The sequence below is a fragment of the Cellulomonas xiejunii genome (assembly GCF_024508315.1).
In the GTDB taxonomy this organism is placed as follows: domain Bacteria; phylum Actinomycetota; class Actinomycetes; order Actinomycetales; family Cellulomonadaceae; genus Cellulomonas; species Cellulomonas xiejunii.
This window is the reverse complement of the sequence record NZ_CP101987.1, coordinates 2167635-2192668: the sequence shown is the minus strand read 5'-3', so window position 1 is coordinate 2192668 and position 25034 is coordinate 2167635. Positions and strand designations below refer to the sequence as shown.

Here is a 25034-nt window from a genome sequence, read left to right as displayed (position 1 = left end):
ACAACGACATGGGGGTGAGACATTGCCATTCACATGGCGGACACAAACCATGAGTACGTTCGCGCCACATCGTCGGGGCCCGCCCACGGGTCGCGGTCGTGCAGGGCTCACAGAGGGGTACCACACGAATGATTCGATCGACACGTGCAGGACGCGGGCTGGCGGTCGCCGGGGCGGTCGCGCTCGCGCTCACCGCCTGCAGCAGCGGTTCCAGCGACACCGGCGACGGCGAGGCGACCGGAGGAGGCAGCGGGGAGCCGCTCCGCATCGGGACGATCCTTCCCGTCACCGGCTCGCTCGCGCAGCTGGGCCCGCCCGAGATCGCCGGCGTCGACCTCGCGGTGAAGGAGATCAACGACGCAGGCGGCCTGTTCGGTGCCGACGTCGAGGTCGAGCACACGGACTCCTCGGACGCCGAGAACGCGTCGGTCGCCACCGGATCGGCGCAGCAGCTGATCTCCTCGGGTGTGTCGGTCGTCATCGGCGCCGCGTCCTCGTCGGTGACCAAGAACATCGTCGACGACATCACGGGCGCCGGCATCGTGCAGGTCTCACCGGCCAACACGGCGACGGACCTGTCCGGCTACTCGGACTTCTACTTCCGCACGGCGCCGCCGGACACCGTCCAGGGCGACGTCCTCGGCAACCTCATCGTCGGCGACGGGGCCAGCAACGTCGGCATCCTCGTCTTCAACGACTCGTACGGCACGTCCCTGCGGGACGTCGTCGAGGGCGTCGTCACCGAGGCCGGCGGGACCGTCGTCTACGGCACGTCGGGGGAGGAGTTCGACCCCACGGAGACGAACTTCGCCACCATCGTCGCCGACGCCATCGCCGCGTCCCCGGACGCCATCGCGATCCTGTCCTTCACGAACCAGACGCCGGCGATCGTGCGCGAGCTGGTGTCGCAGGGCTGGGACATGAGCAAGACGTACTTCGTGGACGGCAACCTGCAGAACTTCGGCGTCGAGGGCGACATCGGCTTCCCGGCCGGCACCCTCGCCGACGCGCAGGGCACGCTGCCCGGTGCGTACCCGTCCGAGGAGTTCCAGGCGCGCATGCTGGAGATCGACCCGGACCTCAAGGACTACTCGTACGGCCCCGAGTCGTACGACGCGACCATGCTCGTGGCGCTCGCGGCGTTCAAGGGCGGCGCGTCCGACGGTGAGACCATCCAGGCCAACATGGTCGCGGTCTCCGGCGCGGACGGCGGCACCGACTGCACGGGCTGGGAGGAGTGCAAGGCGCTCCTCGAGGACGGCGAGGACATCGCGTACCAGGCGGTGTCGGGCGTCGGGCCGTTCAACGAAGCGAACGACCCGTCGTCGGCGTTCATCGGCATCTACCAGTTCGGGCCGGAGAACACCTACACGTTCAGCCGCTCGGAGGAGGGCGAGGTCCCGCAGGGCTGACCTCGCCGGCCGCCTGATCGACGGCCCCCGGAGCCAACGGCTCCGGGGGCCGTCGGCGTCTGTGCCAGTGAGGCTGCGGAGGGGCGACGAGGCAGAGACGACGGGGCCCGGTGGGCGGCCCCTGCTGGCCGGCCACCGGGCCCCGCGCTGCTCGTCAGGCGGCGGGGGAGTCCTCGGGACCCGTCCGCTCGGCGTCCCGGGCGGCATCCACGTCGGTCGCGAGCGTCCCCAGGTAGAGCTCGATGACCTTCGGATCGTGCATGAGCTCCCGGCCCGGGCCGGAATACGCGTTGCGGCCTTGGTCGAGGACGTAGGCGCGGTCACAGATCTGCAGCGCACGCCGCGCGTTCTGCTCGACGATGACGACCGAGACGCCGGCCTTGTTGATGCGGCGGGTGCGCAGGAACGCCTCGTCCTGCCGGACCGGGGACAGCCCGGCGGACGGCTCGTCGAGGAGCAGGACGGACGGCTCGGGCATCAGCGCCCGCGCCATCGCCACCATCTGCCGCTCGCCGCCGGACAGGGCTCCCGCGCGCTGCTTGCGACGGTGCGTCAGCTCGGGGAACAGCGCGAGGACCACCTCGAGCCGATCCGCGAACTTGTGGGGCGTCTGGTAGACGCCCATCTGGAGGTTCTCCTCGATCGTCAGGCTCGGGAACACGTTGTTCGTCTGCGGGACGAACCCCACGCCACGCTGCACGAGCACGTCGGCTCGCAGGTTCGTGATCGACTCACCCTGCAGCGTCAGGGTTCCCGATCGGATGCCGACGAGTCCGAAGAGCGCCTTGAGCAACGTCGACTTGCCCGCGCCGTTGGGGCCGATGATCCCGACGAGCTCGCCGGGGTGCAGGACGAGCGAGCACTCGTTGAGGATGTTCACGCCCGGCACGTAGCCCGCGACCAGGGAGTCGGCGTGCAGCAGCGGCTCACCCTGCGGCTCTCCACGGTGGAGCGCAGGTGCGGTGGTCTCGGTCACGGCGCCTTCTCCTCAGCCTTGGTCGTCGGCGACAGCTCGGCGTCGGCCTCGGCCTCCGCCTCCGCGTCGATGACACCGCCCTCGTCCAGCAGGGCGTCGTCGCCGAGGTCGGTGTCGTGGTGCGCGCCGAGGTACGCGTCGATGACCGCCTGGTCGGCCATGACCTCCGACGGCGGGCCCTCCGCGACGACCTTGCCCTGCGCCATGACGACGACCCAGTCAGAGATGTGCCGCACCATGTGCATGTCGTGCTCGACGAAGAGCACCGTCGTGCCGGAGTCGCGCAGGTCCGTGATGTGACCCAGGAGGGACTGCGTCAGCGCCGGGTTCACGCCGGCCATCGGCTCGTCGAGCATCACGAGCGTCGGGTCGGACATCAAGGCGCGTGCCATCTCCAGGAGCTTGCGCTGACCGCCCGAGAGGGACCCGGCGAAGTCGTCCTTCTTCGTGTCGAGCTTGAAGCGCTCGAGCAGCGTCATCGCCTTCTCGGTGATCGCCCGCTCGCGGGGCGCCCACAACGGCTTCACGAGTGCGGTGAACAGTCCCTCGCCCGGCTGGTCCCGGGCGCCGAGGCGCATGTTGTCGAGCACCGTCATGCGGGCGAGCGCCTTGGTCAGCTGGAACGTGCGCACCATGCCGGACTTGGCGACGCGGGAGGCCGCGACGCCGGCCAACGGCGTGCCGTCGAAGACCCAGCTGCCGGTGTCCGGCTTGTCGAACCCCGTCATGAGGTTGAAGAAGGTCGTCTTGCCGGCGCCGTTGGGCCCGATGAGCGCGGTGATCACGTGCTTCTGGATCTCGACGTGCTCGACGTCCACCGCGTTGACGCCACCGAAGCTGCGCCGCACCCCGTCGGCGACGAGCAGGGCATCGGGCTTCGGCGCACCGGGCACACGGGGGATCTGGGCCAGGCCGTTCCTGGCCCGCGCGACGACATCCTCAACGGGCATTGATCGCGAGCTCCTTCTTGTCGCCCAGGATCCCCTGGGGCCGGAAGACGATGAGCATCATCAGGGTCAGCCCGACCAGGATCCAGCCGATCTGCTCGATCTGCTGCACCGACAGCACCTCGGGGGGGACGACGCCGCGAAGGAATCCACGGACGAAGACCAGCGACCCCCAGAAGAGCAGGGACCCGAGCACGGGCCCGAACACCGTGGCCGCACCACCGAGCAGCAGGATGGTCCACGTGTTGAACGTGACGGGCCGGCCGAGCGAGTCGGCCTGCACCGAGCTGGCGAGCACGAACACGATGCCGCCCAGCGCGCCGAAGACGCCACCGAGGACGAGGGCCTGCAGCTTGTAGCCGTAGACGTTCTTGCCGAGCGCGCGCACGGCGTCCTCGTCCTCCCGGATGCCCTTGAGGACTCGCCCCCACGGGCTGCGGATCAGGCGCCACACGAGCAGGCACGCGAGCAGCACGAGCCCCCAGCCGACGATCCGCAGCCACCACGAGTTGGAGGTGTTGGTCGCCAGGGTGATCGGACCGAGCGCCCAGCGGTCGTCGGGGAACGGCGACGCGTCCTGGAACGTGCCCTTGAACGCGTTGCCCGTCAGGCCCTCGGAGCCGCCGGTGACGTCCGTCAGGGCCGTGGAGCGCCCGACCATGCGGACGATCTCCGCGGCCGCGATGGTGACGATCGCGAGGTAGTCGCCGCGCAGCTTGAGCGTCGGCAGGCCGAGGAGGAGCGCGAAGACGACCGCGGCCGTGATCGCCACGACGAACGCGAGCCACAGCGGGGCTCCCTGGATCGTCGCGACGGCGAAGCCATAGGCACCGAGCAGCATGAACCCGGCCTGCCCCATGTTGATCAGGCCCGTGAGCCCGAAGTGGATGTTCAGCCCGATCGCCGCGAGCGCGTACGCGATCGCGGTCGGGCCCAGCATCTCGTTGAGGACGTTCGTGAAGAGCTGTCCGTAGTCCATGACGGCGACGACCTCCCGCTAACCGATGCGCTCGGCGCGCCCGAGGATGCCCTGCGGCCGCAGCAGCAGGACGAGGATGAGGATCACGAGCGCGCTCGCGTAACGCATGTCGCTCGGCATGACCAGCGTCGAGAGCTCCACGACGAGGCCGATCACGAGCGCGCCGAGCACGGCGCCGAGCGGTGACCCCAGCCCTCCGAGGGTGATCGCGGCGAACATCAGCAGCAGGAGCGTCGACCCGAAGTTGAACCGCGTCGTGTTGAGGTACAGGGCCAGGAGCACGCCGCCGAGGGACGCGAGCCCGGCGGAGACGATCCACACGCGGCTGACCACCGACTCGACCTTGATGCCGGTGGCGGCTGCGAGCGCCGGGTTGTCGGACACCGCCCGGGTCGCGCGACCGAGCCGCGTCCGGGCGAGCACGAAGGCCACGGCGGCCAGCACGACGAGCGCGATCCCGACCGACACGAGCGACTGCCCGGAGATCTGGACGGGCCCGATCTGCATGCGCTGGGAGATCCCCGACACGATCGGGGCGGGCCGTGCACCGAAGAAGAAGAGGAACGACGACAGCATCGCGAGCGACAGGCCGATCGTGACGATCATCTGCTGCGTGATACCCACGCCGCGGCGTCGCAGCGGCCCGAACAGCACCCGGTTGAGCAGCCATCCCATGACCCCACCCGCCGCCGTGGAGATGACGATCGCCAGCCACAGCGGCAGGCCCCACCACTGCACGGCCATGAACGCCGTCATCCCACCGAGGGTGACGAGCTCACCGTGCGAGAAGTTCGACAGTCCCGTCGTCCCGTAGATGAGGTTCGCGCCGAGCGCGGCCAGCGCGAGCAGCACACCGAAGACCAGGCCCGCGAGCACGAGCTGGGCGTACCGGTTGGTCCCGGGACCCGCCGAGGCCTCCGCGCTCGCCTCCGCCTCGGCACCCGCCTCGGTGTCGGCGCCCGCCCCCGTGTCGGCACCGCCCGTGGTCCCGGTCTCGGCACCCGTCGAGGCGTCCCCGTCGTCCGGCTCGCCCGTCTCCGCGCCGGCCTGCTCCGGGGGCACGACCTGCACGATCCGCCCGGCGGAGCGTCCGAGGGCCACCGTGACGACGGCCGGGTTGGCTGCGGGGTCCTTGAGGACCGTGCCGGCGGGCAGAGTGCTCTCGTCGACCGTGACGGTGTAGTCACCCGCCGCGGTCAGCGGTACCGACGCCTTCCCGGCAGCGTCGGTCGTGGCGGCGAGGGTGCCCCCCTCGCCCTCGACGCTCAGGGCGACGCCGGCGGCCGGCCCGGAGCCCGGGACGGTCACCGTCACGTTGAGGCACGCGGTGGCGTCGTCCGGGCTGCAGGGGGTGGTCGCCGCGTGCGCGGACCCGCCGACGACGAGCGTCGACAGGGCGGTGAGGACGGCCAGCAGGATGCCGGCACCTCCTCGTCGCAGGGCGACGGAACGGTCCCGGCACGCGACTGGTCGCACGTCAGACCTCCGTCCTGATGGTCGGGCACGGGCACACGGTGTCGCCGCACGGGTGATGGGTGCTCGCCCACCGGTCAGCAGACGATAGGGAGGGATTGTGTCCTGTTCATTACGTCTGCGCGAGGGTTCTGCTCCGATCGGTAGCGAACCGCGTCGTGCAGCGCACCCTGTTCCGGGGGGTTCCTCCTGGTTCACCGGGACGTGTGCCGTCCTGGGCTAGGCAGGCGACCGTCTCTGGGCCATCATCGAGACAGGGCGTGCGGACCGGGGGACCGGACGCCCGACGTCCGACCCTCGTCCCCGGGAGGCCCGCAGTGCGGCCAGGTGTGCACGTCCGACGCGCGTCGTCGTCCGACCTCGAGGACCTCGTCGACCTCTGCCTGCAGGCCCGCGCGGAGTCGGGTGTCGGGCGCCAGCTGTGCTCCGACGACCGCGCGCTGCTGCGGGACCAGCTCGCGGTGCTCGCTTCCGTCCCGGACGGCGTCACCCTCGTGGCGACCTGCGACGGCGAGCCCGCCGGGATGGTCCTGGGCCGGCTCCTGGGGCCGGGACTGCTCTCCGGCACGCTGGTCCTGAGCCTGGACGCCGTGTACGTGCGCCCCCACCAGCGACGACGCGGACTGGGGCACGCCATGCTCCAGTCGGTCGCCGAGCTCGCGGACGCCGCCGGGGCCACCGACGTGTACGCGGCCCCGCTGCCCGGCTCGCGCGGCATGCAGCGCTTCCTGGCGCGCCTGGGGTTCGCGCCCGCCGCGGCGCACCGCACCGTGGGCACCGGTGCGCTGCTGCGGCGTCTGGCGCTCGACGTCCCGGCGCCCGCACGACGCCCCGCCTCGCGCGGTCTCGAGGACCTCATCGAACGTCGCCGCCGGGCGCGGGCTCGCGCGGCCGGGGAGCCCGAGCGTGCCCGTCAGACGGGTGCGTCGATGAGCATGCAGGTGAGCCGCGCCGTGCACAGGCGTCTGCCCTCGGCGTCCTCGACGACCACCTCGTAGGTCGCCAGCGACCTGCCGAGGTGCAGCGCGCGTGCCGTCGCGGTGACGACACCCGTCCGGGCCGAGCGGTGGTGGGTGGCGCTGAGCTCGATCCCCACGGCCGCGCGCCCCGGGCCGGCGTGGGCCACGGCGGCCAACGAGCCGAGCGTCTCCGCCAGCACGGCGGAGGCCCCGCCGTGCAGGAGCCCGTACGGCTGCGTGTTGCCCTCGACGGGCATGGTGCCGGTTGCCCCGTCCGCGTCGACGTGCGTGATCTCGATGCCCATGCGGTGCAGGAGCGTGTCGTCGGTGGGCGGGACCACGAAGGGGATGTCGGACATGGCAGATAGGTTGGCACCGTGCGTGCCGACCAGCCAACGACCCCCAGCTCGACGACCCCGCGTCTGCTCCTCATCGACGGACATTCGATGGCGTACCGCGCGTTCTACGCGCTGCCCGTCGAGAACTTCGCGACGTCGACCGGGCAACCGACCAACGCGGTGTTCGGTTTCACCTCGATGCTCGCCAACCTGCTGCGCGACGAGGAGCCCACGCACGTCGCGGTCGCGTTCGACGCCGGCCGGACCACGTTCCGCACGGAGCGGTTCGAGTCCTACAAGGGCAACCGCGCTGCCACCCCGGAGCCCTTCCGCGGGCAGGTCGACGTCATCAGGACGCTGCTGGCCACCATGCACGTGCAGGTCCTCGACAAGCCCGGCTTCGAGGCGGACGACATCCTCGCGACCCTGACCACGCAGGCGCGCGACCAGGGCATGGAGGTCCTGGTCTGCTCGGGGGACCGGGACACGTTCCAGCTGGTGGGCCCGACGGTCACGGTGCTGTACCCCGTGCGCGGGGTGTCCGAGGTGACGCGCATGACGCCCGCGGCGGTCGAGGCGAAGTACGGGCTGCCGCCCGAGCGCTACCCCGACCTCGCGGCGCTGGTCGGCGAGACGAGCGACAACCTGCCCGGGGTCCCGGGCGTCGGCCCGAAGACGGCGGCCAAGTGGATCGCGCAGTACGACGGCCTCGCCGGCGTCCTGGCGAACGCGGAGCGGATCACCGGCAAGGCGGGGGAGTCCCTGCGGGCGAACCTCGAGCAGGTCGCGCTCAACCGCGAGCTCAACCGGCTCGTCGACGACCTCGAGCTCCCCGTCGGCCCGGAGGACCTCGCGGTCCGCCCGTGGGACCGTACCGCGCTGCACGAGCTCCTCGACGAGCTGGAGTTCCGAACGTTGCGGGATCGCCTCTTCGCCATGCTTCCGGACGAGGGCCGCGACGAGCGCGTCGCGACCGCGGCCGCGCTCGACCTCGTCGAGACCGGGGTCGGTGGCCTGGGCGCCTGGCTCGACGCCCGGGCCGACGAGGTGCTCGGTCTCGACCTCCGTGGCACCGGCGCCCCCGGCCGCGGCGACGCCTGGGGAGTCGCGATCGCGGACGGCGCCGGGCAGGCGGTGGCGTACGACCTGACAGCGATCGAGCCCGCCGACGACGCGGCGCTCGCGGCCTGGCTCGCCGACCCGGCACGCGGCAAGGCGCTGCACGCGGCCAAGGAGGCCTGGCACGCGCTCGACGGACGCGGGCTCGCGCTCGCGGGCGTGCGCTTCGACACCGAGCTCGCCGCCTACCTCTGCCAGCCGGACCGTCGCGCCTACGACCTGTCCGACCTCGCGATCGGCTACCTGCGTCGTGAGCTCGGGAGCGACGAGAGCTCGTCGCAGGCGCAGGGCGCCCTGGACCTGGAGGTCGACGGCGCGGACGAGGGCAGGCGCGCGGCCGTGCGCGCCGCGGCGGTGCGGGACCTCGTCGACGTCCTGGGCGGCGAGGTCGCGGACCGCGGCGCGACGACGCTGCTCGACGAGCTCGAGCTGCCGCTGCAGGGCGTCCTGGCGCGCATGGAGCGGACGGGCATCGCCATCGACGTCGAGTACCTGACGTCGCTCGAGCGAGGCTTCGACGAGCAGGTGCGCAGTGCCGCCGCCGAGGCCTACGCGGTGATCGGGCGCGAGGTGAACCTCGGTTCGCCCAAGCAGCTGCAGGAGGTGCTCTTCGACCAGCTCGGCATGCCGCGCACCAAGCGGATCAAGACGGGGTACACGACCGACGCGGCCGCCCTGACCGACCTGTTCGCGCGGACCGGGCACCCGTTCCTGGAGCACCTGCTCGCGCACCGCGACGCGATCCGCCTGCGCCAGACCGTCGAGGGGCTGCTGCGCTCGGTCGCCGACGACGGGCGCATCCGCACGACCTTCCAGCAGACCATCGCCGCGACCGGCCGACTGTCCTCGGCCGACCCGAACCTGCAGAACATCCCGATCCGCACGGAGGCCGGGCGGCAGATCCGGCGCGCGTTCGTCGTGGGTCCCGGGTACGCCACGCTGCTGACCGCGGACTACTCGCAGATCGAGATGCGGATCATGGCGCACCTGTCCGGCGACGAGGGCCTCATCGAGGCGTTCCGCTCGGGGGAGGACCTGCACAGCTACGTCGGCTCACGCGTGTTCGGCGTCCCGACGGACGAGGTCACCCCGGCCATGCGATCGAAGATCAAGGCCATGAGCTACGGGCTCGCCTACGGGCTGTCGTCGTACGGGCTGTCCCAGCAGCTGTCCATCGACGTCTCGGAGGCGTCGGCGCTCATGGCCGACTACTTCGAGCGGTTCGGCGGCGTGCGCGACTACCTGACGGGCGTGGTCGACGCGGCACGCGCCACGGGCTACACCGCGACGATCCTCGGACGTCGGCGGTACCTGCCGGACCTCACGAGCGACAACCGGCAGCGCAGGGAGACGGCGGAGCGCATGGCGCTCAACGCCCCCATCCAGGGCAGCGCCGCCGACCTGATCAAGCTCGCGATGCTCGGTGTCGACGCGGAGCTCGTGCGTCGAGGGCTGCGCTCGCGGATGCTGCTGCAGGTGCATGACGAGCTCGTGCTCGAGGTCGCGCAGGGGGAGCGCGAGGAGGTCGAGGAGCTCCTCCGCGAGCAGATGGGGCGTGCGGGGGACGGCCTGCCGGGCGGCCCGCTCGACGTGCCGCTCGACGTCTCGGTCGGTGCGGGCGCCAGCTGGCACGAGGCGGGGCACTGACGGCACCCTTTCTGGGCACCGGGCGTCACCGGATCGTGTGACGTCAGTCGGGCTTCGCGACACTCCGCGGAGATTTCGTGCGCCATCTGTGGAAATTTCGGGCTGTCGTACGTCACAGTGGTCCCCCTGACGGCGACGGGGCCGTCCGGACCAGCGGAGGTGCACGTGTCCGAGAGTGCTCAGGAGACCGACTACCAGCGCGTTCAACGCTCGCCGGAGTTCCAGGACCTGCGACGCAGGTTCCGCAACTTCGTGTTCCCCATGACCGCGTTGTTCCTGGCGTGGTACTTCCTGTACGTCCTGCTCGCGAACTATGCGCACGGCTTCATGAGCCAGCGGGTGGTCGGCAACATCACGGTCGGGCTGCTCTTCGGCCTCGGCCAATTCGTCTCCACGTTCGTCATCACCATGACGTACGCGCGGTGGGCGAACCAGAAGCAGGACGCGGTGGCCGAGAACCTCCGTGAGCACATCGAGTCCGGCGCGCTGATCGACGGCAGCGACTCGCGCCGCACCGAGGGGAGCCCCGCATGAACCGCTACGACGCCACCGTGCTGGCCGCGGCCGCCGACGGCGGCCAGGTCGGCGACCCCGTGGTCAACATCGCGATCTTCGGCGCGTTCGTCCTCGTGACGCTGGTCATCGTGTTCCGCGCGTCGCGCAACAACAGGACCGCTGCGGACTACTACGCGGCCGGGCGGTCGTTCACCGGGCCGCAGAACGGCACCGCGATCGCCGGCGACTACCTCTCCGCGGCCTCGTTCCTCGGCATCTGCGGCGCCATCGCGATCTACGGGTACGACGGCTTCCTGTACTCCATCGGCTTCCTGGTCGCGTGGCTCGTGGCCCTGCTGCTCGTCGCCGAGCTGCTGCGCAACACCGGGCGCTTCACGATGGCGGACGTCCTGTCGTTCCGGCTCAAGCAGCGCCCCGTGCGCATGGCGGCGGCGATCTCGACGCTCGCCGTCGTGTTCTTCTACCTGCTGGCGCAGATGGCCGGCGCGGGTGGGCTCGTCGCGCTGCTCCTCGGCATCGACGGGGTCGCCGGGCAGGCGCTCGTGATCGCTGTGGTCGGCGCCCTGATGATCCTGTACGTGCTGGTCGGGGGCATGAAGGGCACCACGTGGGTGCAGATCATCAAGGCGATCCTGCTCATCGCCGGTGCCGGCCTGATGACGGTCTGGGTGCTGGCGAAGTTCGGCTTCGACCTCTCGGCACTGCTGCAGGGGGCGATCGACAAGGCGGGCGAGGGCGGTGAGACGCTGATCGAGCCGGGACGTCAGTACGGTGCGTCCGGACTCACGCAGCTCAACTTCCTGTCCCTCGCGCTCGCCCTGGTCCTCGGGACGGCGGGCCTGCCCCACGTGCTCATGCGCTTCTACACCGTGCCGTCCGCCAAGGAGGCCCGCCGGTCCGTGGTGTGGGCGATCTGGCTGATCGGCATCTTCTACCTCTTCACGCTGGTGCTCGGCTACGGCGCGGGCGCGCTCGTGGGGCCGGAGACCATCATGGCGTCCCCGGGCAAGGCGAACTCGGCAGCGCCGCTGCTGGCCTACGAGCTGGGCGGGGTGTTCCTGCTCGGGATCATCTCGGCGGTCGCCTTCGCCACGATCCTCGCCGTGGTGGCAGGCCTCACCATCACCGCGGCGGCCTCCTTCGCGCACGACATCTACGCGTCGGTCATCAAGCGGGGCGAGGTGGCCCCCGACGGCGAGGTGCGCGTCGCGCGGATCACCGTCCTGGTCATCGGCGCCCTGGCGATCGTGGGCGGCATCTTCGCCAACGGGCAGAACGTCGCCTTCCTCGTGGCGCTCGCCTTCGCGGTCGCGGCGTCGGCGAACCTTCCGACGATCATCTACTCGCTCTTCTGGAAGCGGTTCAACACGGCCGGGGCGCTGTGGAGCATGTACGGCGGGCTCATCTCCTGCGTCGTGCTCATCGCCCTGTCCCCGGTGGTGTCCGGCAAGGTCGACCCCGTCACCGGTGACAGCCTGTCGATGATCCGGGACACGTCGGTGGACTTCGCCGTCTTCCCCCTGGAGAACCCGGGGATCATCTCGATCCCGCTCGCGTTCCTGCTGGGGATCGTCGGGACGCTGCTTTCGAAGGAGAAGCCGCACCCGGAGAAGTTCGCCGAGATGGAGGTGCGCTCGCTCACCGGGGCCGGGGCCGAGAAGGCCACGGTCGCCCACTGAGCTCAGGCTGGGGGCCGGTGCGCACGCACGATCAGCGTCCCGGGCAACCGGGCGCCGCGCACGGGCCCCCAGCCACCCCAGACCCGCTCGTGACCGGCGGGCCACTCGGGCTCGAGCAGACCGTCGAGCACGAACCCGGCCCCGACCACGTCGGCGACGTGGTCGCCCACCGTGCGGTGGTACTCCGCGTACAGGACGCGGCCGTCCGCCGCGGTCTCGACGTAGGGGCGCCGGTCGAAGTACGAGCGCGTCGCGGTCAGCCCGCCGACCCCGGGATCGTCGGGGAAGGCCCAGCGCAACGGGTGGGTCACCGAGAACACCCACCGGCCACCCGGTCGCAGCACGCGGGCGACCTCCGCGTGCACGCGGGGTGCGTCCGGGACGAAGGGCAGCGCACCGAAGGCGGTGAACACGACGTCGAAGCACGCGTCGGCGAACGGCAGGGACCGGGCGTCGGCCTGCACGAGCGGGACGCGGACGCCGGCGGCAGCGTCCAGGCGGGCCGCCGCGGCGAGCATGCCGGCGGACACGTCGGTGGCGACGGCGCGCGCTCCCGCGACCTTCTGCAGCCAGCGCGTCCCCTGGGCGGCGCCGGCACCGATCTCGAGAACCCGGGCGCCGCGGACGTCGCCGAGGAGAGCGGCCTGCGACTCGCGCAGCCCCTCGGGGCACCACAGCAGGTCCTCGGGACCGAGGAACGCGCCGTGCTCGTCGAGGTACTCCTGCGCGTTCGCGTCCCACCACCCGCGTGCCGCGCGTCCGCCCAGCTCGTCCGGCACCGTGCGGTACCCGGCCTCCGCCAGCGCGTCCTTCGATGATTCGTCCGACATGGTGCCAGTCTGTCCGATGCCCAATCCGTACCAATGCGTAACAACCGCGTGACACGCCGCACCTAGCGTTCACCGGGTTCCCGCGTGGCGCGATGCACATCACGCCGTGCTCCTGACGAGAGGTGGCAGCTGTGAGGACCAGATGGCAGATCGTCGCGGGGGGACTGGTGGTGGGTCTCGCCCTGACCGCGTGCGCCGCGAGCGACAGGGAGGCCGGTGGAAGCACGGCCGGCGGTGAGTCCGGCGCAGGGCGCGACACGTTCATCTTCGCGGCGTCGGGCGACCCGTCGTCGCTGGACCCCGCGTTCGCGAGCGACGGCGAGTCGTTCCGCGTCGCGCGGCAGATCTTCGAGGGGCTCGTCGGCGTGGAGCCGGGCACGGCCGATCCCGCCCCGCTGCTCGCCGAGTCGTGGGACGTCAGTGACGACGGCCTCGAGTACACGTTCCACCTGAAGGACGACGTGACCTTCCAGGACGGAACCGACTTCGACGGCGACGCCGTGTGCTTCAACTTCGATCGCTGGAACAACTTCACCGGGGTCCTGCAGTCCGAGTCCCTGTCGTACTACTGGCAGAAGGTCAACGGCGGGTTCGCGAGCAGTGACGTGGCGAGCCTGAACGGCACCGGTAAGTACGAGTCGTGCGAGGCGCCCGACGCGACCACGGCGGTCATCCACCTGCAGAGCCCGCTGCCCGAGCTCGTCTCGGCGCTGTCCCTGCCGGCGTTCTCCATGCAGTCGCCGACCGCACTCGAGAAGTACGACGCGGACGGCGTGACGGGCGACGGCGAGGCGCCGGTGCTCCCCGAGTACGCGACCAGCCACCCCACCGGTACCGGGCCGTACACGTTCGAGTCGTGGAGCCCGGGCGAGGAGGTCGTGCTCAGCGCGTACGACGGCTACTGGGGCGAGCAGGGGCAGGTGCGGCGCATCGTCTTCCCGATCATCTCCGACGCCACCGCGCGCCGTCAGGCGCTGCAGGCCGGTGACATCGACGGGTACGACCTCGTCGGGCCGGCCGACGTCGTGGCGCTCGAGGAGGCAGGCTTCCAGATCGTCGACCGCGAGCCGTTCAACGTCCTCTACCTCGGGATGAACCAGGCCAACCCCGACCTCGCCGACCTCAAGGTGCGCCAGGCGATCGCGCACGCGATCGACAAGGAGGCGCTCGTCGCCCAGACGCTGCCCGAGGGGACCGAGGTGGCCTCGAACTTCGTCCCGCCGGCGGTGGCCGGGTGGAACGCCGACGTGGCGACGTACGACTACGACCCCGACAAGGCACGGGCGCTGCTCGCCGAGGCGGGGAAGTCGGACCTCACGATCGACTTCAACTACCCGACGAACGTCTCACGGCCCTACATGCCCACACCGGAGCAGGTGTTCACCGCGATCACGGCGGACCTCGAGGCCGTGGGCATCACCGTGAACCCCGTGCCGGACCCGTGGAACCCCGAGTACCTCGACAAGATCCAGGGCGGCCCCCAGCACGGCCTGCACCTGCTCGGGTGGACCGGCGACTACAACGACACCTACAACTTCATCGGCGTGTTCTTCGGGGGAACCTCGAACGAGTGGGGCTTCGACAACCCCGAGCTGTTCACGGCGATCAACGACGCCCGGTACGTCGCGGACGTCGACGCGCAGCGGGAGGCGTACGAGGCCGCGAACGCGGCGATCCTCGACTTCCTCCCCGGAGTCCCGCTCGCGCACCCCGTGCCGTCGCTCGCGTTCAAGGCCGACGTCCACGGCTACCCGGCCTCGCCGGTGCAGGACGAGGTCTACAACGTGATCACCCTGGGCGACTGAGGAGCGGCCGGACCAGATGACCCGACTGATCCTGCGGCGCCTGGCGCTGCTCATCCCCACCCTGCTCGGGTTGTCGGTCCTGCTGTTCCTGTGGGTGCGCGCTCTCCCGGGAGGGCCGGCGACGGCCCTCCTGGGGGAGCGCGCCACCCCCGAGGCCGTGGAGCGCATCAACCAGCTCTACGGGTTCGACCGGCCGCTGCCGCAGCAGTACGTCACGTGGCTCGGCCAGCTCCTGCAGGGCAACTTCGGCGTGTCGACCCGCACGGGCCGTCCCGTCCTCGACGAGTTCTGGGCGCGCTTCCCGGCCACCGTCGAGCTCTCGCTCGTCGCCCTGGTCGTCGCCGTCGGCATCGGCATCCCGCTGGGGTACCTCGCCGCGCGCCACCAGGGGCGCCTCGTCGACCACGCGGCGGTCTTCACGTCGCTGCTCGGCGTCACGATTCCCGTGTTCTTCCTCGCGTTCCTGCTCAAGTGGCTGTTCGCGGTGCAGCTCGGCTGGTTCCCGTCCACCGGGCGTCAGGACGCGGCGATGATCGCGACGCACCCCACCCGCTTCTACGTGCTCGACGGTCTGCTGACCCGCGAGTGGGACGCGAGCTGGGACGCCCTCGTGCACCTGGTGCTCCCCGCGCTCGCCCTCGGCACGATCCCCCTGGCGATCATCGCGCGCATCACTCGGGCGTCGGTCATCGACGTGCAGCACGCCGACTACGTCCGGACCGCCCGCGCCAAGGGCCTGTCCCCGGCGCACGTGCGCAGCCGCGTCATCCTGCACAACGCGATGCTCCCGGTGTCCACGACGATCGGCCTGCAGGTGGGGCTGCTGCTGTCCGGTGCCGTGCTCACCGAGACCGTCTTCGCCTTCCCCGGCATCGGCAAGTTCCTCGCCGACGCCGTCTTCAACCTCGACTACGCGGTCCTGCAGGGGTTCATCCTGCTCATCGCCGTGGTCTACGCCCTGGTGAACCTGGCGGTGGACGTGTCGTACGGACTGATCGACCCGAGGACGAGGACGCGATGAGCGCGCCCGAGGTGTACGAGGTCCCGCAGGGACCGGTCGACGCAGGTCTGGCCCTGGCGGAGGACCGCCGGGCGGGGGAGGCGCTCTGGCGCGTCGCTGGGCGGCGGTTGCTGCGCAACCCCGCAGCGATCCTGGGGGTCGTCATCGTCCTCGCCTTCGTGGCCGTCGCACTGCTCGCCCCGGTGATCGCGTCGTACGGTCCGGGCGCGCTCCCCGGCCGCGCCCAGATCCGGCCGACGTTCATCCCCGGTCCGTCTCCCGAGCACCCCCTGGGGCTCGACCGCTACGGGGCCGACGTGCTGTCCCAGCTCGTCTGGGGGGCGCGCGCGTCGCTGCGCATCGGTGTGCTGTCCACGCTGCTGGGCCTGGCGGGCGGCCTGCTCGTCGGCCTGCTCGCGGGTGCGTTCGGCGGTTGGGTCGACTCCGCCGCGATGCGTCTGGTCGACCTCATGCTCGCCGTGCCGAGCCTGCTGCTGGCGGTGTCCGTCGCGGCCGTCGCGGGCCAGACGCCGTCCGCGGTGATCGTCGCGATCGGCGTGGTGCAGGTGCCCGTCTTCGCCCGCCTGCTGCGCGGGTCGATGCTCGCGCAGAAGGGGCAGGACTACGTCCTCGCGGCCCGCTCGCTCGGGCTGTCGCGACGCACCGTCACGATGAGCCACGTCCTGCCCAACAGCGTCTCCCCGGTCATCGTGCAGGCGACCCTCCTGCTCGCGACGGCCGTCATCGAGGCCGCCGCGCTGTCCTTCCTCGGGCTCGGTGGCGGGTCGCCGACCACCGCGGAGTGGGGACGCATGCTCGTCGCGGCGCAGAACGAGCTGGAGATCGCGCCGCGCCTCGCGCTGTGGCCCGGCATCTGCATCTCCGTGACGGCACTGGGCTTCACCCTGTTCGGCGAGGCGCTGCGCGAGGCGCTCGACCCGCGATCGAGGAGGCGATGAGCGTGACCGACGCACCGCAGGGATCGGCCGGCACCCCGCTGCTGAGCATCCGGGACCTCGAGGTCACCTTCCGGACGGAGTCCGGCAGCGCGACCGCGGTGCGCGGGGTCTCGTTCGACGTGCACGCGGGGCAGACGGTGGCCGTCGTGGGGGAGTCCGGCTCCGGCAAGTCGACCACCGCTGCGGCCGTCATCGGGCTGCTCGCGGCCAACGGCTCGGTGACCGCCGGGCAGATCCTGTTCGAGGGCGAGGACCTCGCCGCCCTCGGCCCGGACGCGATGCGCCGCCTGCGCGGCTCGCGCATCGGCATGGTGCCGCAGGACCCGATGTCGAATCTCAACCCGGTGCGCCGCGTGGGGGCCCAGGTCGACGAGACGCTGCAGGACACCGGCGTCGTCCGCGGACGTCGGGCGCGGGCGCGGACCATCGAGCTCCTCGCCGAGGCGGGACTGCCGGACGCCGAGCGACGCGCGCAGCAGTACCCGCACGAGTTCTCGGGCGGCATGCGGCAGCGGGCGCTCATCGCGATGGGCCTGGCGGCACGTCCGCACCTCCTCATCGCCGACGAGCCGACGTCGGCCCTCGACGTGACCGTCCAGCGCACGATCCTCGACGGGCTGACCGACCTCACGGATCGGCTGGGGGTGGCGGTGCTGCTCATCACCCACGACCTGGGGCTCGCGGCGGAGCGCGCGGACCGGGTGGTCGTGATGTACCGCGGCGAGGTGGTCGAGGAGGGTGACGCGCGCTCGATCCTCACCGAGCCCCGGCACGAGTACACGCGGCGGCTGCTCGCGGCCGCGCCCTCGTTGGCATCGCGCCGCATCGAGCTCGCACGCCACGGTGTCGAGGTCGGGGGGACGCCCGAGCAGGACCTGCTGGTCGCACCCGCGCCGGCGACCGGCTCCACCCCGGCGACCGCGACCGCCCCACGGCGCCCTGCGGAGCCGCAGGACGCGGTCCGGCCGCTGGTCGAGGTCGACCACGTCACGAAGGTCTTCACGATCCGGGGGCGCGGGCTGCTGGGGCGCTCCGCCGACTTCACCGCGGTGGACGAGGTCAGTCTCGCGGTGCCGCGGGGACGCACCCTCGCGGTCGTGGGGGAGTCCGGCTCGGGCAAGTCGACGGTCGCGCGCATGATGCTCGGTCTCCTCGAGCCGACATCGGGATCGATCCGGTTCGACGGCGCCGACGTCGTGCAGCGCGACCGTTCCGGGGAGGTGGCGTTCCGCAGGCGCGTGCAGCCGATCTTCCAGGACCCGTACGCGTCGCTCGACCCGCTCTTCACGGTGTACCGCACGGTCGAGGAGCCCTTGCGCGCCCACCGCATCGGCGACCGCGCGTCGCGCCACGCGCGCGTCCGCGAGCTCATGGAGCAGGTCGCACTGCCTGCGGGGCTGCTGCGCCGGTACCCGGCGGAGCTGTCGGGGGGCCAGCGGCAGCGCGTCGCGATCGCGCGGGCCCTGGCGCTGGAGCCCGAGCTGGTCGTGTGCGACGAGGCGGTCTCGGCGCTCGACGTCATCGTCCAGTCCCAGATCCTGCGCCTGCTCGCCGAGCTGCAGGAACGACTCGGCCTGACGTACCTGTTCATCAGCCATGACCTCGCGGTCGTGCGTCAGGTCGCCGACGAGGTGTGCGTGATGCAGGAGGGGCGCGTCGTGGAGCGCGGCACCGTCGACGACGTGTTCGACGCACCTCGGACGACGTACACGCGCACACTCCTCGACGCGATCCCCGGGCGTGACCTGGACCTGGGGCGGCCGGCCTGAGCCGCCACGGCACGGGCGCACCAGGGGGTCTCGGGACCGAAGGCGTGCCGGTGGCGCCGCGGGGGTGGATAGTGTGGTGAACGGTGCGCGTCGACGCGCGCCAGCCCCCGAAACTTTGACGGGGGTGACCCCTGCGAACGAGGAGCTTCCAGCGTGCGAGTCGGTCTGCTCACCGGAGGCGGCGACGTCCCGGGTCTGAACGCCGCGATCCGTGCGGTCGTCAAGCGGGGGGAGGGGGAGCACGGCCACTCGATCATCGGCTTCCGCAACGGCTGGAAGGGCGTCGTCGACGGCGACGTCCAGCCGCTGACCCGCCGGGACATCCGCAACGTCCTGCCGACCGGTGGCACGTTGCTGGGCACGGCGCGCTACCACCCCCACGCCTCGGACGGCGGTCTGGACGCCGCGCTCGCCACCCTCGAGGCGGAGCGCATCGAGGCGCTGATCTGCATCGGTGGTGACGGCACGCTCAACGCGGCCAGCAAGGTCGCCGAAGCGGGCGTGAAGGTCGTGGGCATCCCCAAGACGATCGACAACGACGTCTGGGCGACGGACGCGTCGATCGGGTTCGACACGGCCGTCAGCATCGCCACCGAGGCGATCGACCGGATCCACACGACGGCGGAGTCCCACAACCGCGTGATGATCGTCGAGGTGATGGGGCGGCACGCGGGCTGGATCGCGGTCACGTCGGGCATCGCGGGTGGCGCCGAGCTGGTGCTCGCGCCCGAGGAGCCGTTCGACATCAACCGGATCGAGAAGTTCCTCAAGCACCGTCACCGCGCCCACGCGAGCTTCTCGATCGTCGTCGTCGCCGAGGGCGCCGTGCCGGCCGAGGGCACGACGATGCACTACGAGACGCAGGTCGGGAAGTTCGGCGAGATCGTCGCCGGCGCCATCGGCGAACGGCTCAAGGTCGAGATCGAGCAGCGCACCGGGTTCGACACCCGTGTCACCGTGCTCGGGCACACGCAGCGCGGCGGCATCCCCACGGCGGCGGACCGCATCCTCGCGTCCCGGTTCGGCGTCGCCGCGATCGACGCGGTGACCGAGGGGACGACGAACGTGATGACCGCGATCCGCGGCGAGGAGGTCGTGCTGGTGCCCCTGTCCGAGGTCGCGGGCAAGGTCAAGTTCGTCCCCCAGAACCTGCTGACCGTCGCGCGCGCTCTCGCGTGACGTTCCCTTTGCCTGCCCGGCCGTCCACCCGATAGGGTGGACGGCGGTCCCGCGCGTCCTCGTGCGTACCGGTCCTCGACATCCGCCGTTCCTGACGTGCGCGGCTGCGGGGCAGCTCGAGCCGTGGCGCCCTGTCACGCACCATCCCTGTCCGTCCTACTTCCTGTCCGCATCGGAGTCCACCACTACATGAGCATCTCCACCCCCGCGAAGCCCGCCAGCCCGCAGGTCGCGGTGAACGACATCGGTACGGCTGAGGACTTCCTCGCCGCGATCGACGCCACCATCAAGTACTTCAACGATGGCGACATCGTCGAGGGCACCATCGTCAAGGTCGACCGTGACGAGGTCCTGCTCGACATCGGTTACAAGACCGAGGGCGTCATCCCCTCCCGTGAGCTGTCCATCAAGCACGACGTGGACCCCGGCGAGGTCGTGAAGGTCGGCGACGAGGTCGAGGCCCTGGTCCTCCAGAAGGAGGACAAGGAAGGTCGTCTGATCCTGTCCAAGAAGCGTGCGCAGTACGAGCGCGCGTGGGGCACGATCGAGAAGATCAAGGAAGAGGACGGCGTCGTCACCGGCACCGTCATCGAGGTCGTCAAGGGTGGCCTCATCCTCGACATCGGCCTGCGCGGCTTCCTGCCCGCCTCCCTCGTCGAGATGCGTCGTGTGCGCGACCTCCAGCCGTACGTCGGCAAGGAGATCGAGGCCAAGATCATCGAGCTCGACAAGAACCGCAACAACGTGGTCCTGTCGCGCCGTGCCTGGCTCGAGCAGACCCAGTCCGAGGTGCGCTCGACCTTCCTGCAGACGCTGCAGAAGGGCCAGGTCCGCCCCGGTGTCGTGTCCTCGATCGTCAACTTCGGTGCGTTCGTCGACCTGGGTGGCGTGGACGGGCTCGTGCACGTCTCCGAGCTCTCCTGGAAGCACATCGACCACCCCTCCGAGGTCGTCGAGGTCGGCCAGGAGGTCACGGTCGAGGTGCTCGAGGTCGACTTCGACCGCGAGCGCGTCTCCCTGTCGCTCAAGGCGACGCAGGAGGACCCGTGGCAGGCGTTCGCCCGGACGCACGCCATCGGCCAGGTCGTGCCCGGCAAGGTCACCAAGCTGGTCCCCTTCGGCGCGTTCGTGCGCGTCGAGGACGGCATCGAGGGCCTGGTCCACATCTCGGAGCTGGCCGTGCGCCACGTCGAGATCCCGGAGCAGGTCGTCCAGGTCGGCGACGACGTCTTCGTCAAGGTCATCGACATCGACCTCGAGCGTCGCCGCATCTCGCTGTCGCTGAAGCAGGCGAACGAGGGCTTCGACCCCGAGTCGGACGACTTCGACCCCGCGCTGTACGGCATGGCGGCCGAGTACGACGAGCAGGGGAACTACAAGTACCCCGAGGGCTTCGACTCGACCACCAACGAGTGGCTCGAGGGCTTCGAGGCGCAGCGCGAGACGTGGGAGGCCCAGTACGCGGCCGCGCACGAGCGCTGGGAGGCGCACCGCAAGCAGGTCGCCGCTGCCGCCCAGGCGGACCTCGACGCGTCCACCTCGGAGACCCCGGCCAGCAGCAGCTCCAGCAGCAGCCCGGCGCCGTCGACGTACTCGTCGGCGACCGAGGAGGTCACCGGGACGCTCGCGTCGGACGAGGCGCTCGCCGCGCTGCGTGAGAAGCTCACCGGCAACTGACGCCGCGCGGGCCTGCCCGCACCGGTAGCACGACGACGGCCGGTCACCTTCGGGTGACCGGCCGTCGTCGCGCCAGGGGGTCGCGCGCGGCCGCGCAGGACGCCACGATGGGGCGATGCAGAGGATCGGGCTGACCGGAGGCATCGCGGCAGGCAAGTCGGTCGCCGCCCGCAGGTTCCACGAGCTGGGCGCCGTGGTCGTCGACGCCGACGTGCTGGCCCGTGAGGCGGTGGCGCCCGGCACGGTGGGCCTCGACGAGGTCGTGGCGGCGTTCGGCACCGGCGTCGTCGACGACGCCGGCGCGCTGGACCGGGCCGCGCTCGCCCGGATCGTGTTCTCCGACCCGGAGGCGCGCGCCCGGCTCGACGCGATCGTGCATCCGGTCGTGCGGCGCCTGGCGGCCGAGCGCGAAGCCGCCGCAGCTGCGCTCGACGCGGGGGCCGTGGTCGTCCAGGACATCCCGCTGCTGGTGGAGACCGGCCAGGCGGACGACTTCCACGTCGTCGTGGTCGTGCACGCCCCCGCGGTGCTGCGGGTCGAGCGGCTGGTGCGCCTGCGCGGCATGCCGCGCGCTGACGCGGAGGCACGCGTCGCCGCGCAGGCTCGTGACGAGGACCGGCTCGCGGTCGCGGACGTGGTCCTCGACGGCTCGGGCAGCGAGGTCGACCTGCGCGCCCAGGTCGACGAGCTGTGGGCCCGGTTGGCCGTCGAGCGGGACGACGAGCGCGCCGCGGACCAGCACTGAGCCCTGCGGTGTGCGCTGCAGGACCTAGGTCCTCCGTACCGGTGGGTAGCAGCACCCGTTCGGGTGAATTGAACGCGTGTCCATGCGAGGAGTAACGTGAACGAGCCGATCACTCGGAAGGACGCGCGGCACGCGCGTCCTGTGGGCCGCGTCGGGCGGTCTGCGGCAACGGAGCCGGAGGAACGATGGCGGTCCAGTCGGTCGGTAGTGGGTGGGAGGCGCGCCCACTGCAGTCCAAGGCGTCGATGTCGGTGGCCACAGGGGCCCTGTCGGCGACCCAGGTGCTCGATCTGGTGACGGCAGCGGCGTCGCAGGTCGAGGACGAGAGCGGCTGGCTGCGGGTCGGGGAACGCAGCGCGAACAAGGTCTCCGTGTCGGTCCGTGACATGACCCGGGAGAGCACCGATCCGGTGCTCTTCTTCGACGTCGAGGTGGACCGCGCCGTCGGACGCGTGACCGTGCGCACCGTCATCACCAGCTACGTCGTGAAGTCGGGCGGGATGAGCGCCCTGGTGCCGATGACGAGGCGCAAGATCGGCGGGTTCAGCGCGTACCGCGCGTTCATGGACCGGTACGCCAAGATGCTCGGCAAGGCGGACCCGTCCGCGAACGTGTCGTTCAGCGGGGAGTGGTAGGGCTTCTGCCGCGCGTCCCCCCGGGGGCCGCCAGGACGCCGCGTCGATGTCGGTGGGTCGACGTAACGTGGGCACATGCGTCCCGTCACCGACCTGCAGCGGACCGTCGCGCCGTTCGAGGTGGTCTCCGAGTACACCCCGAGCGGTGACCAGCCGGCGGCGATCGCGGAGCTCGCCGCCCGGGTGCGCGCAGGCGAGAAGGACGTCGTCCTGCTGGGCGCGACCGGGACCGGGAAGTCGGCCACGACGGCATGGCTCATCGAGCAGCTGCAGAGGCCGACGCTGGTCATGGCGCCCAACAAGACGCTCGCGGCGCAGCTCGCCACCGAGTTCCGTGAGCTCATGCCGAACAACGCGGTCGAGTACTTCGTGTCGTACTACGACTACTACCAGCCCGAGGCGTACATCGCGCAGTCGGACACCTACATCGAGAAGGACTCCTCGATCAACGAGGAGGTCGAGCGGCTGCGCCACTCCGCGACCAGCTCGCTGCTGACCCGGCGCGACGTCATCGTCGTCTCCACGGTCTCCTGCATCTACGGCCTGGGGACGCCCCAGGAGTACGTCGACCGGATGGTGACGCTGGCCGTGGGGGACCAGGTCGACCGCGACCAGCTGCTGCGGAAGTTCGTGACGATGCAGTACACGCGCAACGACATGGCGTTCACGCGCGGCACGTTCCGGGTCCGCGGTGACACGGTCGAGATCATCCCCGTCTACGAGGAGCTCGCGATCCGCATCGAGTTCTTCGGGGACGAGATCGAGGCGATCGCGACGCTGCACCCGCTGACGGGTGACGTGGTGCGCTCCGAGCAGCAGATGCACGTGTTCCCTGCCACGCACTACGTGGCCGGCCCCGAGCGCATGGAGCGCGCCATCGCGGGCATCGAGCTGGAGCTCGAGCAGCGGCTCGCCGAGCTCGAGCAGCAGAACAAGCTCCTCGAGGCGCAGCGGCTGCAGATGCGCACGACCTACGACATCGAGATGATGCGCCAGATCGGCTCCTGCTCGGGCATCGAGAACTACTCGCGTCACATCGACGGGCGTGCACCGGGGTCCGCCCCGAACACCCTGATCGACTACTTCCCCGAGGACTTCCTCCTCGTGATCGACGAGTCGCACGTGACCGTCCCGCAGATCGGCGCGATGTTCGAGGGGGACATGTCGCGCAAGCGGGCCCTGGTCGACCACGGTTTCCGGCTGCCCAGCGCGATCGACAACCGGCCGTTGCGCTGGGAGGAGTTCGTCGAGCGGATCGGCCAGACGATCTACCTGTCCGCGACGCCGGGCGACTACGAGCTGTCGATGTCCGACGGCGTCGTCGAGCAGATCATCCGACCGACCGGGCTGGTCGACCCGCAGGTCCTCGTCAAGCCCACCAAGGGGCAGATCGACGACCTCCTGGGCGAGATCCATGAGCGGGTCGAGCGCGACGAGCGCGTCCTGGTGACGACCCTGACCAAGAAGATGTCCGAGGACCTGACCGACTACCTCCTCGAGAAGGGGGTTCGCGTGCGCTACCTCCACTCGGAGGTCGACACGCTGCGTCGCGTCGAGCTGCTGCGTGAGCTGCGGCTCGGCGAGTACGACGTGCTCGTCGGGATCAACCTGCTGCGCGAAGGGCTCGACCTGCCGGAGGTGTCGCTGGTCGCGATCCTCGACGCCGACAAGCAGGGGTTCCTGCGGTCCGGCAAGTCGCTGATCCAGACCATCGGCCGCGCAGCGCGCAACGTCTCCGGCGAGGTCCACATGTACGCGGACACGGTGACGCCGGCGATGCGGCAGGCGCTCGACGAGACCGAGCGTCGTCGTGACAGGCAGATCGCGTACAACCTCGAGCACGGCATCGACCCGCAGCCGCTGCGCAAGCGCATCGGTGACATCACGGACATGCTGGCGCGTGAGGACGCCGACACGGCCGAGCTGCTGGGCGGCGCGGCGCGGCAGTCGAGTCGCGGCAAGGCGCCCGTGCCGGGCCTGGGATCGCGCGGCACGGGCGACGACCGCACGCGCCTGGTGGGAGCGGCCGCGCACGACCTCGCCGATCTGATCCAGCAGCTCACGGACCAGATGCACGCCGCCGCCGGGGAGCTCCAGTTCGAGCTCGCGGCACGCCTCCGCGACGAGATCTCGGGGCTGAAGAAGGAGCTCCGGCAGATGCAGTCCGCGACCGCCTGACGCGCCAGGCGTGCCGCCGCGTGCCGTCGCCGCCGGATGGCGCGGCACGCTCCGTCACCTATAGTTCTCGGCGGAGGGGAGTACTCCCCACGACGTCATCGTCATCACGGTCGCCAGCGTTGCCGGCCCGGTGGCGTCGGCCGCGCGCACGATCTCGCACCTGATGCGGTCGGCGCTGGGCGGAAGAGACCTCCGGTCCCTTGTCGTACCGA

20 protein-coding genes are annotated in these 25034 nt (G+C 71.1%); 14 read left to right on the top strand and 6 right to left on the bottom strand.

Annotation, left to right across the window (positions count from 1 at the left end):
- Window positions 1-128 precede the first annotated feature (128 nt).
- Window positions 129-1412: an ABC transporter substrate-binding protein gene (locus NP048_RS10030; protein ID WP_227575478.1), complete on the top strand. Its 1284-nt coding sequence runs from the start codon at window positions 129-131 to the stop codon at window positions 1410-1412.
- 154 nt (window positions 1413-1566) lie between these two features.
- Here NP048_RS10030 and NP048_RS10025 read toward each other — a convergent pair whose 3' ends face one another.
- The 4 genes from NP048_RS10025 to NP048_RS10010 are packed head-to-tail and all read right to left on the bottom strand — an operon-like array spanning window position 1567 to window position 5790.
- Complete coding sequence (locus tag NP048_RS10025) at window positions 1567-2388, bottom strand: ABC transporter ATP-binding protein (RefSeq protein WP_227575477.1); 822 nt, start codon at window positions 2386-2388, stop codon at window positions 1567-1569.
- Entirely contained in the window at window positions 2385-3338 is a 954-nt protein-coding gene (locus tag NP048_RS10020; protein ID WP_227575476.1) for an ABC transporter ATP-binding protein, read from the bottom strand. Before NP048_RS10020 ends, NP048_RS10025 begins: the two co-directional genes overlap by 4 nt.
- Complete coding sequence (locus NP048_RS10015; RefSeq protein WP_227575475.1) at window positions 3328-4314, bottom strand: branched-chain amino acid ABC transporter permease; 987 nt, start codon at window positions 4312-4314, stop codon at window positions 3328-3330. Before NP048_RS10015 ends, NP048_RS10020 begins: the two co-directional genes overlap by 11 nt.
- A gap of 18 nt (window positions 4315-4332) precedes the next feature.
- Window positions 4333-5790: a branched-chain amino acid ABC transporter permease gene (locus NP048_RS10010; RefSeq protein WP_227575474.1), complete on the bottom strand. Its 1458-nt coding sequence runs from the start codon at window positions 5788-5790 to the stop codon at window positions 4333-4335.
- A gap of 326 nt (window positions 5791-6116) precedes the next feature.
- Here NP048_RS10010 and NP048_RS10005 point away from each other — a divergent pair, with 326 nt between their 5' ends.
- Entirely contained in the window at window positions 6117-6785 is a 669-nt protein-coding gene (locus tag NP048_RS10005) for a GNAT family N-acetyltransferase (RefSeq protein ID WP_227575473.1), read from the top strand.
- On the opposite strand, the gene NP048_RS10000 is transcribed toward NP048_RS10005, so the two are convergent.
- Window positions 6701-7105, bottom strand: a complete 405-nt coding sequence (locus NP048_RS10000) for a PaaI family thioesterase (protein ID WP_227575472.1) — start codon at window positions 7103-7105, stop codon at window positions 6701-6703. The genes NP048_RS10005 and NP048_RS10000 overlap by 85 nt on opposite strands.
- An 87-nt stretch (window positions 7106-7192) precedes the next feature.
- Between NP048_RS10000 and polA the strand changes: the two genes are divergently transcribed.
- The 3 genes from polA to NP048_RS09985 all read left to right on the top strand — a co-directional run bounded on the left by polA (window position 7193) and on the right by NP048_RS09985 (window position 12045).
- Window positions 7193-9850 carry a DNA polymerase I gene (gene polA, locus NP048_RS09995; RefSeq protein ID WP_255619553.1) on the top strand — a complete coding sequence of 886 codons (2658 nt, stop codon included), beginning with the start codon at window positions 7193-7195 and terminating at the stop codon, window positions 9848-9850.
- 165 nt (window positions 9851-10015) lie between these two features.
- Complete coding sequence (locus NP048_RS09990) at window positions 10016-10384, top strand: DUF485 domain-containing protein (RefSeq protein ID WP_227575470.1); 369 nt, start codon at window positions 10016-10018, stop codon at window positions 10382-10384.
- Entirely contained in the window at window positions 10381-12045 is a 1665-nt protein-coding gene (locus NP048_RS09985; protein WP_227575469.1) for a solute symporter family protein, read from the top strand. The genes NP048_RS09990 and NP048_RS09985 overlap by 4 nt, the downstream gene beginning before the upstream one ends.
- 2 nt (window positions 12046-12047) lie before the next feature.
- Here the strand turns inward: NP048_RS09985 and NP048_RS09980 are convergent, their stop codons facing one another.
- Entirely contained in the window at window positions 12048-12875 is an 828-nt protein-coding gene (locus NP048_RS09980) for a class I SAM-dependent methyltransferase (RefSeq protein ID WP_227575468.1), read from the bottom strand.
- A 131-nt stretch (window positions 12876-13006) separates the two neighbouring features.
- On the opposite strand from NP048_RS09980, the gene NP048_RS09975 reads away from it, so the two are divergent.
- The 9 genes from NP048_RS09975 to uvrB all read left to right on the top strand — a co-directional run bounded on the left by NP048_RS09975 (window position 13007) and on the right by uvrB (window position 24822).
- On the top strand, window positions 13007-14680 hold the full coding sequence (locus NP048_RS09975; protein WP_227575467.1) for an ABC transporter substrate-binding protein: 1674 nt from the start codon (window positions 13007-13009) through the stop codon (window positions 14678-14680).
- A gap of 16 nt (window positions 14681-14696) precedes the next feature.
- On the top strand, window positions 14697-15701 hold the full coding sequence (locus tag NP048_RS09970; RefSeq protein ID WP_227575466.1) for an ABC transporter permease: 1005 nt from the start codon (window positions 14697-14699) through the stop codon (window positions 15699-15701).
- Window positions 15698-16639 (top strand): ABC transporter permease, encoded by a 942-nt coding sequence (locus NP048_RS09965; protein ID WP_227575465.1) that lies wholly within the window; start codon window positions 15698-15700, stop codon window positions 16637-16639. Before NP048_RS09970 ends, NP048_RS09965 begins: the two co-directional genes overlap by 4 nt.
- On the top strand, window positions 16636-18408 hold the full coding sequence (locus NP048_RS09960; RefSeq protein ID WP_227575464.1) for a dipeptide ABC transporter ATP-binding protein: 1773 nt from the start codon (window positions 16636-16638) through the stop codon (window positions 18406-18408). Before NP048_RS09965 ends, NP048_RS09960 begins: the two co-directional genes overlap by 4 nt.
- A gap of 153 nt (window positions 18409-18561) precedes the next feature.
- Window positions 18562-19587: a 6-phosphofructokinase gene (locus tag NP048_RS09955; RefSeq protein ID WP_227575463.1), complete on the top strand. Its 1026-nt coding sequence runs from the start codon at window positions 18562-18564 to the stop codon at window positions 19585-19587.
- 189 nt (window positions 19588-19776) lie between these two features.
- Window positions 19777-21264 (top strand): 30S ribosomal protein S1, encoded by a 1488-nt coding sequence (rpsA, locus tag NP048_RS09950; RefSeq protein ID WP_227575462.1) that lies wholly within the window; start codon window positions 19777-19779, stop codon window positions 21262-21264.
- Between the two features lie 115 nt (window positions 21265-21379).
- Window positions 21380-22009, top strand: coding sequence for a dephospho-CoA kinase (coaE, locus tag NP048_RS09945; RefSeq protein ID WP_227575461.1), 630 nt, complete (start codon window positions 21380-21382; stop codon window positions 22007-22009).
- Window positions 22010-22260: 251 nt separating this feature from the next.
- Window positions 22261-22644 (top strand): hypothetical protein, encoded by a 384-nt coding sequence (locus tag NP048_RS09940; protein ID WP_256769258.1) that lies wholly within the window; start codon window positions 22261-22263, stop codon window positions 22642-22644.
- Window positions 22645-22719: 75 nt separating this feature from the next.
- A complete protein-coding gene (gene uvrB / locus NP048_RS09935; protein WP_227575459.1) occupies window positions 22720-24822 on the top strand; it encodes an excinuclease ABC subunit UvrB in 2103 nt (700 codons plus the stop codon).
- Window positions 24823-25034: the final 212 nt, after the last annotated feature.